This is a genomic window from Trueperaceae bacterium, from assembly GCA_036381035.1.
Taxonomy (GTDB): Bacteria; Deinococcota; Deinococci; order Deinococcales; family Trueperaceae; genus DASRWD01.
In genome coordinates, this window is sequence record DASVDQ010000097.1 from 51,172 (window position 1) to 66,468 (window position 15,297).

Annotated in this window: 12 protein-coding genes; 4 read left to right on the forward strand and 8 right to left on the reverse strand. The window is 74.9% G+C overall.

Annotation, left to right across the window (positions count from 1 at the left end):
- Positions 1-62 precede the first annotated feature (62 nt).
- Entirely contained in the window at positions 63-1,280 is a 1,218-nt protein-coding gene (locus VF202_11185) for a cytochrome P450 (protein ID HEX7040672.1), read from the reverse strand.
- Positions 1,281-1,333: 53 nt separating this feature from the next.
- Between VF202_11185 and VF202_11190 the strand changes: the two genes are divergently transcribed.
- Both VF202_11190 and VF202_11195 read left to right on the forward strand, forming a co-directional pair.
- Positions 1,334-1,930, forward strand: a complete 597-nt coding sequence (locus tag VF202_11190) for a TetR/AcrR family transcriptional regulator (protein ID HEX7040673.1) — start codon at positions 1,334-1,336, stop codon at positions 1,928-1,930.
- An 11-nt stretch (positions 1,931-1,941) separates the two neighbouring features.
- Positions 1,942-2,379 (forward strand): HAD family acid phosphatase, encoded by a 438-nt coding sequence (locus VF202_11195; GenBank protein HEX7040674.1) that lies wholly within the window; start codon positions 1,942-1,944, stop codon positions 2,377-2,379.
- Positions 2,380-2,528: 149 nt separating this feature from the next.
- On the opposite strand, the gene VF202_11200 is transcribed toward VF202_11195, so the two are convergent.
- Positions 2,529-3,014, reverse strand: coding sequence for a DinB family protein (locus VF202_11200; GenBank protein HEX7040675.1), 486 nt, complete (start codon positions 3,012-3,014; stop codon positions 2,529-2,531).
- Positions 3,015-3,286: 272 nt separating this feature from the next.
- A complete protein-coding gene (locus VF202_11205; GenBank protein HEX7040676.1) occupies positions 3,287-3,460 on the reverse strand; it encodes a hypothetical protein in 174 nt (57 codons plus the stop codon).
- Between the two features lie 67 nt (positions 3,461-3,527).
- Here VF202_11205 and VF202_11210 point away from each other — a divergent pair, with 67 nt between their 5' ends.
- A complete protein-coding gene (locus tag VF202_11210) occupies positions 3,528-6,527 on the forward strand; it encodes a BTAD domain-containing putative transcriptional regulator (GenBank protein HEX7040677.1) in 3,000 nt (999 codons plus the stop codon).
- Positions 6,528-6,551: 24 nt separating this feature from the next.
- Positions 6,552-7,517 (forward strand): hypothetical protein, encoded by a 966-nt coding sequence (locus VF202_11215; GenBank protein HEX7040678.1) that lies wholly within the window; start codon positions 6,552-6,554, stop codon positions 7,515-7,517.
- 108 nt (positions 7,518-7,625) lie between these two features.
- Here the strand turns inward: VF202_11215 and VF202_11220 are convergent, their stop codons facing one another.
- The 5 genes from VF202_11220 to VF202_11240 form a co-directional block, all read right to left on the reverse strand.
- Positions 7,626-8,063, reverse strand: coding sequence for a VOC family protein (locus VF202_11220; GenBank protein HEX7040679.1), 438 nt, complete (start codon positions 8,061-8,063; stop codon positions 7,626-7,628).
- Positions 8,060-8,485 carry a MarR family transcriptional regulator gene (locus VF202_11225; GenBank protein HEX7040680.1) on the reverse strand — a complete coding sequence of 142 codons (426 nt, stop codon included), beginning with the start codon at positions 8,483-8,485 and terminating at the stop codon, positions 8,060-8,062. Before VF202_11225 ends, VF202_11220 begins: the two co-directional genes overlap by 4 nt.
- Before the next feature lie 107 nt (positions 8,486-8,592).
- Positions 8,593-11,223, reverse strand: coding sequence for a UvrD-helicase domain-containing protein (locus VF202_11230; GenBank protein HEX7040681.1), 2,631 nt, complete (start codon positions 11,221-11,223; stop codon positions 8,593-8,595).
- Positions 11,220-14,141 carry a PD-(D/E)XK nuclease family protein gene (locus tag VF202_11235; GenBank protein ID HEX7040682.1) on the reverse strand — a complete coding sequence of 974 codons (2,922 nt, stop codon included), beginning with the start codon at positions 14,139-14,141 and terminating at the stop codon, positions 11,220-11,222. Before VF202_11235 ends, VF202_11230 begins: the two co-directional genes overlap by 4 nt.
- A gap of 199 nt (positions 14,142-14,340) precedes the next feature.
- Positions 14,341-15,297: WYL domain-containing protein (locus VF202_11240; GenBank protein ID HEX7040683.1), on the reverse strand; the 957-nt coding region annotated here is incomplete at its 5' end.

Below are 15,297 nucleotides of genomic sequence, written 5' to 3' on the forward strand. Positions count from 1 at the left end.
CCGCGCGACGGTCGCACGCGCGCCGCGAACCCGCGCGCGACATGGAGGTCGGGCGACCCGGCTCAACCGGCCTCCACCCACATGTCGCGCAGCTCGTAGCCCTGCACCAGGTCGTTGAAGGTCACGGTCGGAGGACGGACCAGTCGCAGGCCGGGCAGGGAGAGCAGCCTGTGGAGGAAGACGTCCGCCTCCTCGAGCGCCAGGTAGCTGCCGGGGCAGCGGTGGTGGCCGTCGCCGAACGAGAGGCCGTAGCGCTGGACGCCCTTGGCCGCTACCTCCCTGTCCGGGTCCAGGCAGAGGGGGTGCGGGCCGACGGCGGCGGGGTCGGCGTTCGCGGACCGCACGTCGATGACGACGCGCGACCCGGCGGGGAGCGCTTCCCCCTCGGCGAGGGCCACCTCGCCCTCGAGCCGCCGGAAGAGCCGGCCGACGACGGGTTCGAGCCTTATCACCTCGGCCAGCAGCTCCTGCCTCTCCCCCTCGTCTGCCGCCAGGTAGCGCCGCCTCAGCTCGGCGTCGTCGAGCAGGTGCCAGGCCGCCATGGCGATGAACTCGCGGGTCGTGACCATGCCCGCGGCGCCGTAGGTGATCGCCTCGATGAGGACGTCCTGGTCGCTGCGCCCCTGGGAGATGAGGTGGGAGATGACGTCGTCCTTGGGCTGGCGGCGGCGCGCGTCGATGGCCGGCTTGACGTCGGTCATGAAGTAGTCGGTGACGGCCAGCTGCAGCCTCACGAACCGGACGAGCTGCCGCGGGTCCCACGACGGGCGCGCACCGCCGTTGGCGATGAACGCCTCGATGCGCGCGTGCATGCCCGGCCGCCGGCTGTCGGTCAGGCCCACGACCTGGGCGGCGACCCCGACGGCCATGCGCATGGCCAGCCCACTGAGCTCCGCCCGCCCACGGGCGGCCGCCTCGGCGACGAGCTCGTCGGCGAGGCGCTCCATCAGGGGCCGGTAACGCTCCTTCGCGGCCAGGGGCGTGAAGAAGCGGGCGATGGCCGTGCGCTGCCTCTTGTGCTCCTCGCCGTCCTGCCACAGCACCGGCGGCTTGGTGCGGAGCGGCGAACGCGACGCCTGCTCGACCCCGAAGCCGTTCTGGCGGGCGACGCTCCCGGCCCTAAGCACCTGGCGCGCCGCGGCCAGCGAACGCACCTCGACCTCGTCGCCTCCGCGGTGCACGACGTAAGGGTCCGGGCTGGGGCTGGCGCCGGGCGGCTGGCTGCGACGGCCGGCACCGTGGAAGGGGCAGACGCCGTCGCCGGCAAGTGTCTCGTCCATGGCCGTTACGATACACGGTGTTTCATAAACTACGTGAGGCTAGACTGGTCCTCGTGAGCTCAGCGGTCGCCAAGGTCGACGCTCGGGTGGTGCGCACCAGGCAGCGCCTGCGCGAGGCGCTGGTCTCCCTCGTGCTCGAGAGGGGCTACGAGGCCGTGACGATCCGCGACCTCGCCCACCGCGCCGCGGTGGGCTACGCCACCTACTTCAGGCACTACCCCTCGAAGGACGCGCTGCTGCTCGACCTCCTCGAGGACCTTCTGGCCGACCTGCTGCGCCTGCTCGAGCCGACGCTGGCCGACGAGGACGCCTCGCGCAGCGGCGCGACCGTGTTCGACCACGTGCGCCGGCACGCCGACCTCTACCGCGTCCTCGTCGCGAGCCAGCGGTCCGTCGACCTCGTCGCGAGGGCGCGGGAGGTCGCGTTCGCCAACCTGGGGTGTAGGTTCGAGCCGGCCCCCGATGCGCTCCTGCCGCCGGAGGCGGCCGTGAACCATCTCGTCCGGTCGCTCGTCGCGCTCATCGAGTGGTGGTTGGGCGCCGGCATGCCCGTTCCTCCCGAGCGGATGGGCGCTGCCTTCGAGGCCCTGATCATGCGGCCGGTGCGAGCGGTGGCTTTCCGCCGCCACGAGGGACAGGCGCCGTCCTAGACTCGGTCTCCATGTCCAAGATCGTCCTCTGCGACCTCGACGGCACCCTCTCGGACACCAGCCACCGCGAGCGCTTCGTTAAGCAGGACCCGGCCGACTACGAGTCGTTCTACGCGGCCGCCGGCGGCGACGCTCCCATCTGGCCCGTGATCGAGGTGGTGAACGCCCTCGCCAAGGCCGGCTACGAGATCCACATCACCACGGGCCGGCGCGACGACACGCGCGCCGTCACCGAGCGGTGGCTCGCCGCGCACGGTGTGACCTACCACCGGCTGGTCATGCGCGGGTACCACGACCACACCCCCGACGACGTGCTCAAGCGCCGCTGGTACGAGGCTGACTACCGCGACGCCGACGTGCTGTGCGTGCTCGAGGACCGCAACCGCGTCGTGAGGATGTGGCGCGAGCTCGGCGTCACCTGCCTGCACGTGGCCGACGGCGACTTCTGACCCCCGCCGGCCCTCGTCCCGCGGCGGCGGTGGCTTCGCGCCGTCCACCGCGACCGCGGGCCGTCGCCGCCCCCTAGCGGTCGCCCCCTCGTCCCGCGACGCCGCGCGCCGCCCGCCGTGCGCGGCTCCGCGCTGCCGCCGGGTGCCGGTCAGCGGTCCAGCCTGCGCCAGCCCCACACCTTCATCGTGACCTCGCCAGGCAGCTGGTAGCCGAACTCGCTCAGCTGCCGCGTGATCTGTCCGCGATGGTGGGCGTCGTGCTGCATCAGGTAGGCCATCATCATCGCCGTGCGCTTCGGCATGCCGGGCACCCGACCGCGCCTCTCGGCGACCGCGTCCCGGAAGAGCGCGACCAGGGCCTCGCGGTTCTCGGCCAGCGCCGCCAGCGCCTCGTCCTTGGTCACGGTCTTGGTAGGCAGCGTGGGGCCCACGGGCACCTTGGCCATCTTCGCGAACGTGCGCCTGAGACCGTAGACGTGGGCGACTATCGCGGCGATCGTCCGCCCTTTCTGCGGGGGCGGCGCGTGCCAGTGCTCCTCGGGGACCGCGCCGACGACCAGCTCGGTGACGCGCATAGCGTGCTCGAAGGCCTCCAGGACCTCTCGCTCCAGGTCGAGGGGGTTCCTCTGTGCCATGCGGGATGCTAAGGGCATCCCGCGCGGGCTACAAGCTGTGGTCACAAGCGGTCTGCGCTGTGAACACCTTGTGGTCACTGCCTGGCCACGACGCCGGGAGGTCCGAGCCGCGCGGACGTGCTCGACCCGGGCAGGGCGCGAGGGAGCGGCACGCCGCGGACGGGCGAGCGGCACGAAGCGGGAGTCGCCGGCTCGCCCTCTCACAGCTCCAGCCCGCGTCGGGCCGATGTGGTCACGGCGTGACTACGTTGTGGTCAATGTGTGACCACCTGTCACCTGACGCCCCTGGCCTCGCTCCGGCGGCGCAGGTGGGCGACCGCCTCCTCCCAGGTGCGGAACTCCCTCACCTCCCGGGCGATGAGGTCGTGGAGGACTATCGACCGCTGGCCGCGTCCCGACTCCACGACGCGGACTATGACGGTGGAGACCACCCTGCCTGGGCGCATGGCGCACTTCAGCGCGGCGGGCGTTACGCGGCCGTTACGGCCGGCCGTGCCTCTAGACTGACGTGACATGACGTCACGCTTGAGCCTGCTCGGCTCTTCCGCGCTCGGGGCCGAGGGGGGCCTGCCGGTCGACCGCCGGGGCTGCCTGCTCGCCTACCTGGCCGTCGAGGGCGGCTGGGTCAGCCGCGACCGCCTCGCGCTCCTGTTCTGGCCAGACTCGGACGAGACGACGGCCAAGCGCAACCTGCGCCAGCTCGTGCTGCGCGCCAGGCGCCTCCCCCTAGAGCCGCCCCTCGAGGCGGCGCCCGAGGCCCTACGCTGGCCCGTGGCGTCAGACGTCGCGGAGTTCCGCCGCGCCCTGGGGGACGGCGACACCGCGGCCGCCGTGAGCGCCTACGAGGGACCGCTGCTCGACGGCTTCGCAGTGCACGACGTCGGCGGCTTCGACGCCTGGCTCGAGGGCGAGAGGGACCGCCTCCGTCTGGCCTTCCTCGACGTCGGCGTGCGCCGCGCCGCCGAGCTCGTCGCCTCCGGCCGCTACGAGGAGGCGGCCCGCCTGCTGGCCAGGGTCCACGACGCCGACCCCTTGGCCGAGGACGTGCTGGCCGCCTACGTGAGAGCGCTCTACCTGGCCGGCCGCCGTGACGCCGCGCTCGCCGCCTACGCCCGCTTCGAACGGGAGCTGCAGGAAGAGCTCGGCCTCTCTCCCCTGCCCGCCACGGCCGCGCTGGCCGAGGCCGTCCGCCGCGGCGACGCCCTCGAGCTGCCGTTGGCCAGGCCGCCGCAGCCGGAGAGGGTGCTCCTCTCCCCGTCGCGGCTCGTCGGGCGCGACGCCGCCAGGCACGCGCTGCTCGCCGCGTCGACCCCGGTCGTGCTGCTGCGGGGCGAGCCCGGGATCGGCAAGTCGGCCCTGCTCGACGAGGCCGTCGCCGGCGGCCTGCGGGCGCGGGCCGTCGAGGGCCTGGAGCGCCTGCCCTACCACCCGCTCGCCCAGCTCGTGCGCGGCGCGGCGCACCTCGCCGCCGGCCTGGGGCCCTACCGCGACGACCTCGCCCGCCTCGTCCCCGAGCTCTCTGACGACCCCGTCCACACGCCGCTCGATGGCGACGTCGCCAAGTCGCGCGTCGCCGAGGCCATCGCGCGGCTCGTCGAGGCGGGCGGAGGCGTGCTGGTCGTCGACGACCTGCAGTGGGCCGACGCTGCCACGCTCGAGGTGGTCGTCTACCTCGCGGGCCGCGGCCTGAGGACCTACGGCGCCTACCGCGACGGGGAGGCCGGACCCGAGCTCGAGAGGACGCTGGCCGCCCTGCGCGGCCCGGGCCTCCTCACCCTCGTCGACGTCGGCCCCATCGACGAGGAGGCCGTGCGCTCGCTGCTCGCCGACCTCATCGGCCGCGAGGAGGGTCCGCTCGCGTTCTCCCGGCGCCTGTGGCGGCACACGGGCGGGAACCCGCTGTTCCTGCTCGAGACGCTGCGCTCGCTGTTCGAGTCCGGCCGGCTGCGGCGCGACGACCACGGCTGGCACACCGACGTCGACGAGGTGACCGTCGACTACTCGGAGCTGACGGTACCGCCGAGGATCGCCGACGTCATCTCGCGGCGGCTGGACCTCCTCGGCGCCCCCACGGTCCGCGTGCTGGAGGCCATGGCCCTCGCGCACGCGCCGCTCTCTCCCGCCGTCGTCGCCGAGGTGACGGGCCTCTCCCCCGCGGCCGTGGCCGAGGCCCTCGACGAGGCCGAGGCGTCGGGGTTCCTGCGGGACGGGGAGTTCCGCCACGACCTCCTGCGGCAGGCGCTCGACGCGCGCGTCGCGCCGGCGCGCCGACGGCTCCTCAACGGGCTCATAGCCGCGGCGCTGGAGGGCGAGGCCGACGCCGGCCTCGTCGCCGAGCACTGGCTGGCGGCCGGTGAGGTCGCGAGGGCGCGCGCGTCCTGGCGCGAGCGGGCCGGCGAGCTCCGCGCCCGCGGCCTGCACCCCGCCGCCATCGAGCTGCTCGAGTCGGCGGTGAGCCGCCTGCCGGCCGGGGAGGACGCGGCCTGGCTGCGCCTCGGCCTGGCGGAGCTCTACCGCGAGTCGGGTCGCATGGACGACGCGGCCGCGCAGCTCGCGGCCGCGCGCGAGGTCGAGGACCCTTCGCCCGCGCTGGTGGCCTACCGCCTGCTCGCGGACGCCTGGCTGGCGATGATGGTGGGCCAGTACACGCGCGCCGGCCAGGTGTTCGAGGAGGTCGTGGCCATGGAGGCCGCCCTGCGCGACGCCGACGACCTGATGCACGACGCGGCGATGCTCGGCGCCTGGCTCGCGAGGGAGCAGGGGAAGCACGACGAGGCGCGGGCGAGGCTCGAGGACGCGATCGCCAGGCTGCGCCAGCGCCCGCCGGGCTTACGGCTGGTGCAGCACCTCTCGAGCCTCGGCGTGCTGCTCGACGACGCCGGACGCAACGAGGAGGCGCTGCCCGTGCACCGCGAGGCCCTCGCGCTCGCGAAGGCGCTCGGCTCGCGCTACCACCAGGTCGACACGACCCTCAACCTCGTCTTCTGCCTGGGCGACCTCGGCAGGCACGAGGAGGCCGTCGCCGCCGCGCGTGCGGTCCTCGACCTCGGCGACTACGACAACGTGTCGGTGCTGAGGCTCAACATGGCCTACTCGCTGAGGCAGCTCGGGCGCGTCGAGGAGGCGCTGGAGCAGTACGACGCGCTCGGGGCCACGAAGGACATGCCGCACGTGCGGCTCATCGCGCTGGCGCGGGCGGCGTCGTGCCTCGGCGAGCTCGGCCGCCCGGAGGAGGCGAGGCTGCGGATCGACGAGGCGCTCGAGGCGCTGGAGGGGGTCGAGTACGAGCTGGCGATAGCGGCCCTCGCCTGCGCGGTGCTCGGCTACGGCGACAGGCGCCAGCTCGAGAGCCTGGCCGCGGCCACGGCCGGCTTCGACCACGCCGCGCTGCCGCGCTACCTCGTCGAGGAAGTGGCGGAGGCGGCGCGCGCCGGTGGTGAGGCGGCCGCGGAGGCCGGCGCGTGGTGGACGCCCCTGCTCGACGCGCGGCGGGACCGAGTGACGACCGCGTAACGCCCCCTGCGCCAGGCTCGTGCCATGACGCGCTCAGCCCTCATCGAGACGGCGGGTCGGCTCCTCGTCGCGTTCTCGGCGCTCGCGCCGGGCGCGGCCGCGCTGGCCCAGGACCTCGGCGGCACGTACCAGGTGCCGGTCGAACAGGGGACGATCACGGTCCAGCTCACGATGCAGGGTGAGCGGTTCTTCGGCTACCTCGACGGACCCGGGGTCCACCTCGAGCTCGAGGGCTGGGTCGAGGAGGGCGTGGGCGTCGGCGTGGCGAGCTCGCCGGACGGCCAGCTCGGGTTCGAGGCGGCCCTGGAGGGCGACACCCTCGGCCTCTGGTTCTACGAGGTCGTGGACGGCGTCGTGCGGCCTGAGACGGAGATCGAGGTCATACTCACGCGCGTGAGCGGAGGGCCCGCGGCCCAGCCCGGCGGCCCGGCGGCCGGCGCTCCTCCGCCGGGGGCCGGGACGCCGGCCCCTCAGCAGGGCTCCCCGGTGATCGCCACGGGGCAGTACGCCAGCCTGACGCAGGACGACGCGACGGCGTTCATCGAGGCCCTCGAGTTCGTCCTGGCCGAGATGGGCTACGCCTACACGTTCACCCCCGCCGAGCGCACCCAGGCCCTCCAGGCCATCGCCCAGAGCTTCCCGGCGCTCTCCCGGTCCGAGCAGGTCGTGTTGTCGCAGGCGCGCGCGATCTGGGAGCGCGTGCGGGCGAACTGGGCCAACGCCACGCCGGCCGAGCAGCAGGAGTTCGCCGTGGGCGTGCTCGTGCTGGCGTTCGGGGAGCAGACGGTGGCGCAGTGGGTCGGCACCGGCGGCGGCGGGAGCGGGGGCGGCGGCCAGTGCACGACGTTCGAGGATTGCGCCGCCGGCTACGTGGACGGCGACACCTGGTCCGACACGTTCAACGCCCAGGGCTGCTGGGCCGCCGCCGGCTGCGAGGGCTACGACCCCTCGACCGGCACCTTCGACTACGGCAGCTACGAGGGCTACTGAGGCCGGGCGGAGCGGCCCGCCGAGCGAACCCCTGGGGGCGGCGCGCGGCGCGCCCCACGGGGAAGGCCGGCGGGCCGCGCACGCCGAGCGGCCGTGCGGCTGCTCGACCTAGGCGCTCCCGCCCTTGTTGCCCGCGTAGTTGATCATCCACCTGATGCCGAAGCGGTCCACGAGGTTCGCGTAGAGCTCGGCCCAGCCGGTCTCGGCCAGCTCCATGTGGACCTGGCCGCCCTGCGAGAGGCGCTCGTAGAGGCGCCGGGCCTCGGCGCCATCGTCGGTGTCGATCATGATGTGGACGTTGTTGCCCTCGACGAACGGCAGTCCCAGCGACGGCGGGGCGTCGCTGGCCATGATCGCGTGGCCGTTGCCCAGGGGCAGGTAGGCGTGCGCGACGAGGTCCCGCTCGTCCTCGGGGAGCCCGGCGCCACCGTCGCCGAACTGACCGAAGGTGATGACCTGCGGCTCGGCGCCGAAGACCTCTCCGTAGAAGCGGAACGCCTCGGCGGTCTCGCGGCGGAAGTTCAGGTAGGGGTTGACGGTCTTCACACGGCACCTCCAGGAACTGCTGCTGCCCCCTCCTCGGCCGCCGCGGCCAGCAGTGTCGGCGCCGAGGCCTGTGCCGCCTCCCAAGCCGGCAGCGAGCGCTCGAGCTGCGCGAGCCCGGCGCTCGTCAGCGTGAGCCGCCTCTCGCGGGCGTCACCCGTCGACGCGGACTCGACCCAGCCGCGCTCCTCGAGTAGCTCCGCGCTGCGCGACAGCGAGGTGCGCTCGAGGCCGAGCAGGTCGGCCAGCCGCGTCACCGTGGCGCCGCCGGTGTTAGCCAGCGCGGCGAGGACCGAGAACTGCGTGGCCCTCAGACCCGTGGGCCGCAGGTGCTCGTCGTAGTGCCTGGTCAGGAGGCGGGCGGTGCGGCGTGCCTCCAGGCACAGGCACCCGCGCGTGGCGGCGATCCGCTCGGACGCAGGCACGACTTGAGTGTATATGCACGTAAGCCGCGGGGCAACGGTCGGCGCTGCGACGGGGTCGGATCGGCTTGGGGACGCGGCGGCCGCCTCGGACCGGCGCCGGCGGGACGTCAACCCCCGCCCGGCGCGGCGATCGCCACGAGCCCGTGCTCCGCGGCGGTCGGCAGCGGCGGGTCGGGGTAGGCGAGCCCGAGGTCGAGGGGCACCTCGACGCAGGCGACGCCCGCCGCCTCGAGGGCCGGCTCGAGCAGCGCGAGGAGGCCCCGGTCGCGCTGGCTCGCGGTGAGGAAGAGCCTGTCGCGCGCCCGCGTCAGCGCCACGTAAAGCAGGCGCCGCGCCTCGTCCTGCGCCGCCTCCGCCCTGGCGTGCTTGAGGAGCGAGAGGATCACGGGGTCGGCGCGCTCGCCGTCGTCGGTGGAGACCCTTATGCCGAGGCCGAGCGCGGCGTCGAACGACACCGAGGGGTCGTCCCTGCCAGCCTGGAAGCTCAGGTCGGCGACCACGACGACCGGCCACTCGAGGCCCTTGCTGCCGTGGATCGTCATCAGCGTCACGGCGTCGCCGGCGTGCAGCGTGGGCCGGTCCACCGCGACGCCGGCGGACCGCAGGCGGCGGAGCTGGCGCGCCACGGCGAAGGCGTCCCGGTGCCACCCCTCGAGCTTCCTGACGAGCGCCAGGAACGCCCGCCAGTCGGCGAGGCGCCGCCTGCCGCCGGGGAGGTTCGCGACCACCGCCGAGTAGCCGGCGGCCTCGTCGATGCCCTGCAGCAGCCGGCTGGGCAGCTCGTCCCAGCGGCGCTCCAGGGCCCGCGCCAGGACCTCGCGCGCCCGGTCGAGCCTCGCGGTGGCCTCCGGCGCCGCCGCCAGGTGCTGCCACAAGGTCGTCCCCTGCGGCGCCGAGCGCGCCAGCTCGAGGAGCTCGCCGTCGTCGACGGCGAAGAACGGCGAGCGCAGCAGCGCCGCCAGCGCCACGCCGTCGGCCGTGTCGGCGAGGAAACGCAGGCAGGCCTCGCCGTCCTTCGCCTCGCGGGCGCCCAGGAGGTCCCCGCCGGCCACCTCCACCGCCGGCACGCCCAGCGACGGCAGGACGGCCGCGAACGTCTCGAACGGCGCGTTGCCGCGCGCCAGCACGGCAACGTCGCCGTAGCGGAGGCGCCTGACCTCGCCGCTGTCGGGGTCGGCGACGAGGGTGCCGTCCTCGACGAGCCCGCGCACGAGCTCGGCCACGAGGCGGGCCTCGTTGAGGCGGCGGACGCGCGACGTCCCCGTGCCGACGCAGGCGTGGAACTCCAGGTAGCGCTCGGCGGCGCCAGGTGGGGACCGGACCGCGGTGAGCGGCTGGTGCAGGTCCCCGAGGAGCGCCGCCAGGACGGGCTCCTGCTCGCGCGCCAGGCCCTCGTGCGCGCGGAACGTCCTGGTGAGGACGACCTCCTCGCCGCCGCCGGCCACGATCCTGTCGCGGAAGCGCCGGAACACGGCGACGTCGGCGCCGCGGAAGCCGTAGATCGACTGCTTCTCGTCACCGACGACCGTGAACCGCGCGCCGCCCATCAGGTGCCCGAGTATCCGCGCCTGGACCGGGTTCGTGTCCTGGAACTCGTCCACCAGCACGGCCTTCCAGCGCTCCCTGTAGTGCTCGCGCACGCGCTCGTGCTCCAGTGCCCTCAGGGCGTGGAGCTCCATGTCGGCGAAGCCGAGGACGCGGGCCTCGCGCCGGGCGCGCTCGAGGCGGCGCGAGACGTGCTCGTACGCCGTCCTGAGGTGCGGCAGCAGGTCGGCGAGGCCGTCGTCGGCCGGCCCCCAGGAGAGCGCCAGCGGGCCCGAGCCGCACACCGCCTTCACGGCGTCGCGCACCTCGCCGGCAGCCGCCTTCACGGACCTCAGCCCGCCGTCGGGCCACGCGCTCTCCCTGCCGCCGTTGAGCCGGACCGCCTTCGCGGCCGCCAGGGCGCGCTCAGGGTCGCGCGCCAGCAGGGCGTCGATCGCCGCCACGGCGTTGAGCCGCGCCTCCTCGGCCTTGTCGCCGTCGCCGCCGCGGTGGGCGGTCAACGTCGCGCGCCACTCCCGCCACCGGGGGTCGTCCGCGATGCGCTCGAAGGACGCCTCCCGTTCGCGCGCGAGCAGCGACCGCCAGTCGTCGGGGCCCTTGGTGAGCGCCTCCGCCGCCGTGAGGGGGTCGTCGAGGAGCTTCTCGAGCACGGCGCGCAGCAGGTAGAGCGGCATGGCGCCCAAGACGTCCTCCGGCAGCTCCGCGATCGCCTCCTCGAGCCGGTCCGCGCGCCAGACGACGCGCTCCAGGTCGTCGAGGACGGTGAAGTCGGGCGCCACGCCGGCCTCCTCCGGGTGGTCGCGGCAGACCCTGGCCGCCAGGGCGTGGATCGTGCCGATCTGGGCGGCCTCGAGCTCCACCAGCGACCGCCTGTCGCGCGGCCTGCGCTCGCGCACCAGCGCGCGTATGCGGCTGCGCAGCTCGGCGGCGGCCTTGTCGGTGAAGGTGGCCGCGACGACCTCGAGAGGCGACAGCCCCTCCTCGATGTGGTGGAGGTAGCGGTGCGCCAGCATCTTCGTCTTGCCGGTGCCCGCGCCGGCCACGACGGCGACGGACCCGGGCGCGAAGGCGGCGCGGGCCTGCTCCGGGGTGAGGTCGCCGCGGTCGCGCCGCACGTCGGGGACGGCTGGCGCAGCGGCCCGCTCGGACTGGCACACGCGGGCGCTTCCCCCGGCGCGCTCGGTCGCGCTCACGCCGCCACCTCGCCCGCGGGCTCGCCGCCCTCGGCTCCGCGCTTGCGGGACAGGCGCGGGCCGCGCCGGCACACGACGTCGTAGTCGCAGTAGCGACAGGCCGCGAGCTCGACGTCGGGGTCGAGGGGGAACGAGCCGGCGGCGAGCGCCTCCCGGAAGCGCGCGACGAGCCCGTCGAGGGCCGCGCTGTCGATCTCCTCCGGCACGACCCTGGCCTTGACCTTGGCGGCGTTGATCGAGAGGTAGCGCGCCTCCCGGACGGGCACGCCCGGGAACAGGGCCGGCGCGGCCGCCTCCACGTAGAGGGGGAGCTGCACGTCGAGCCTCAGCTTGCCGTCCGCCGACTTGGCGCCCGGCGGCACCGAGGACCCGAACTTGTAGTCGGTGAGGACGAGGTGGTCCCGGCCGTCCACGGTCACGGCGTCGATGCGGTCGACGGCCCCCGTCACCGTGAGCCCGCGCCAGGTGGACCTGAACCGCTGCTCCACCGCCAGGACCCGCGCGCCGGGCAGGGCGAAGTCTGGCGACCGCACGAGCCGCGCGAGCGTCTCGAGGTTGTCGCCGCGCCTGAGGGGCCACGTCAGCGAGCGCACCCGCCTGTCCCCTTCCCCCCGCTGCGCGTTGGCCTCGTCGTAGGCGCGCTCCAGATGGTCGAGGACGGCCGCGCGGAACGGGTCGTTCTCAGGGGTCTCACCGCACGCGGGCGCCTCCTCCTTGGCCCGCATGACGGCGAGCATCAGGGTCGCGTGGAAGATCGAGCCGATCGTCAGCGGGCTGACGTCCTCCTCGGCCTCCTCGAGCTCGTGGAGCCGCAGACCGTACTGGACGAACCAGCGGAAGGAGCACTGGCCGAAGGCGATGAGCTGCGTGGCGCTGTAGCTGCCCGCCACCGGCAGCGGCACGCCGTGGACGCCGTCGTGCGCGTCCGGCGGCTCGCCGCCCTCGCGGCGCCTCTCCACGGACCACGCGTACCGCGCGCGGCCGTCCGCCTTCTCCAGCGTGGCGATGAGGCCCTCGAGCCGGCTCGCCGGCGTCCTCGGCTCGGCCGGCTCCGGCTCGCCCACGCCGACCGCGGCGAAGAACGGGCTCGGCAGACGCTCCTTGCCGCCCGAGCTCTCCGGGCAGGTGAGCGTGAGGCTCGCGCCGCAGGCGTGCAGCACGGCCAGGAACGACAGCTCCTCGCGCTCGGCGGCGCCCTCGGCGTCCTCGAGCTCCAGACCGGCGCGCGCCAGCGCTCGCCTCTCGTGGAAGTCGATGACGGGGTCGTCGGCCACGGCCTCCGGGAAGGCGCCCTCCGACAGGCCGAGGACGAAGACGTGGTCGTAGCGCGCGCCGAACACCGCCAGCGGCGTGTGCAGCTCCACGGCGCCGCGCCCGGGCGGGTCGGCGGGCATGGTGGCGGCGTCGAGGACGTCGCTCAGGAGGCCGAGGAACGCTCCCAGGGGAACGACCTCGCGCTCCGGGGCCGAACCGGCGGGCGGCAGGGCGTCCCGCAGGGCCCGCAGCAGCCTGGCGTGGGCCCGCCTGTCGCGCTGGCCGGTCGGCGCCGCGAGGCCGAGGCCCTCGAGGGCATGGGTCAGTCGCTCCCGGTAGTCGCCCCACGACGCCCGCCCGGGCCAGTCGAGCAGGGCGGCGCGCTCCGCGCCGGCGGCCTGCCACTCGGCGGCGCCGGTCGCGTGACCGGTGCGCGCCGCCGCCCACGCCTCGTCGGGGAGCGCGCGCGTGAGCGGGTGCCTGAGGAGCTTGGCCGTCGGCTCGAACGGCAGCCGACCGCCGACGGCCTCCACGAGCAGCGACACCGCCTCCCCGAGGCGCGTCTCCCGCAGGGGCACGGCGTAGGCGAGGCGCACGGGCACGTCGAACTCCGCGGCGACGGCCTTGACCAGCGGTCCGTAGCCGCGGTCGTCGCGCGCGACCATCACGACCGCGTCGGGCCTCGCGCCGTACGCCAGCAGCCGCTTGATGCTGGCGAGGACGAAGCGCACCTCGTCCTCCTCGTCGGCCAGGCGGCGGGCGGTGACGGACGGTGTGCCGGGACCGGGAGCCGAGCCGGCCGTTGCCGCCGGCACCTCTTCCGAGCCGCCCGGCCTCCCGGCGTCGCCGAAGGAGGCGTCCGCCCTCGCGGCCTCGCCGAAAGAGCCGGCCGTTGCCGCCGGCCCATGGTCCGGGCCGCTCATCCTCCTGGCGTCGCCGACGGCCGCCGTGAACGCCGCCGCCATCAGCGGGCCGGGCGCGTCGCCGACGGAGACGTCCTCGACGACGCTCCAGCCTCGCGCGGCCAGCTCCTCGGACGCCGCCTCGCTGGAGGCGAAGCCGCGCGGCAGCACGACGGCCGAACCGGCGGCGGCGAGGGCGTCGAGGAACGCGACCTCGCCGTCACCCAGCCTGGCGTACCCGCTCACGAGGACGACCTCCCGCTCGAGGGGCGCCGCCGCGGCCCGCCACAGCAGCTCGGCGGGGTCGACCGCGCCCCGCTCCTCGAGGCGCCTCCGGTAGGCCAGGGCGAGCCGGGCCACCGCGGCGCTGCGCCTGCCGACGCCGGGCGCGCCCTCCAGCGCGGCGATCAGCCCCGCGCGCGACGCGATCCCGGACCGGAGGAGCTCGCTGACGACGGGCTCCACGCGGCGGGACGTGCCCGCGACGTCGGCGGGAGCGAGGACCTCTGCCACGACCTCGCGCAGCGCGAGCAGGCGCGCCATGGGTCCGGCGAGGGAGGCCCCCTGGCGGGACACGGCGCGCGCGGCGCGATCGTGCAGGCCGCGCGCGACGCCGACCCCGCGCACGGCGCGCGCCGCGCGGGGGTTGGGCGCGAGGAGCGTGCGGCCGGGCAGCAGCTCGCGGGCCGCGAGGAGCGGGTCGGCGGCGAGGACGACGGTGCGGGCAGCGTCGCCCGCCCGCGCGTCGCGCAGCTCGCTCATAGCCACACCTCCTCTTCCCGCCCCGCCTTCGGTCGCTCGCGCCCTCTCGGCCCTTCTCCGGCGCGCCCTCGGCCCTTCAGCGGCGAGCCTAGCGGCGCGTTGCGACGGGTAGCGTCGCTCCCTCCTGGGGCCCGCCACCGCGCCTCCCGTCGTCGCCGCGCCCGCTCAGGGTCGGGCCGGGCGTCCGCGAGCTGCGCCTTCAGGAGTAGCGAGCCAGGGCCGCCTTCGCCTCCGCCGCCAGACGCTCCCTTATCGCCAGGGGCTCGAGCGCCTCGACCTTCGAGCCCCAGCTCAGGATGAAGGCGAGCAGCTCGTGGGCGTCGCCGTCCTTCGCCAGCCGGCCGCGCAGCACGACGTTCAGCGAGCCGTCCTCGGCCTCGGACACGACCTCGATGTTGCGGTCGAAGTCCTGACGCTCCTCGAACCAGGCGGCGACGGAGGGGTCGACCCTGAGCAGCACCTCGACGGGCTCGCCGACGACCGTGATGCCCCAGGCGCCGTCGAGGAACGCCACGGGGTCGAAGTCCGCCGGGATCTCGTACGTCTCGTCGAGCAGCCTGACGTTGCGCATGCGGGAGAGCCGGAACGCGCCGATGCCCTTGAAGTAGAGCCGCTCCCGCGCGACGACGTACGGCTGCAGGTTGCGGCGGTTCAGCTCGTAGTAGAAGATCTCGTACTCGTGCGGGTGGTGCTGGCTGCCGCGCGCGGAGCGGTACTCGCAGCGGACCACGCGGCGGTTGAACCAGGCCTGGGCGACGAGGTCCAGAGTGCGGTCGTGGCGGGTCGTGGGCAGGCGGTCGACGCTGCGCGCCAGGGCCGAGCGCGCGGGCTCGGGCAGCATCATGGCCAGCTTCTGCAGCGCGTTGCGGTAGTGCCTGTCGCCCACCCCGGTGTGGACGAGCAGGCGCGTCGCGCTGTGCACCGCCAGCGCCTCCACCTCGTTGAGGGCGCTCCCGCGCGCCGGTATGCGGTAGTTGCCGTCCTCCTCGACCAGGTCGATGACCTCGCGCAGGTCCCAGAGGTCGCGCTCGATGGTGCGCCGGCTCACGCCGAAGCGTTCGGCGAGCTCGGCGACGCGGTGCGCCCGCAGCGCCAGGAGCTTCTCCATCTCCTTGAGCCTGTTGGCCTTGTTGAGGTTGCGGGTCACTCGCCCGCA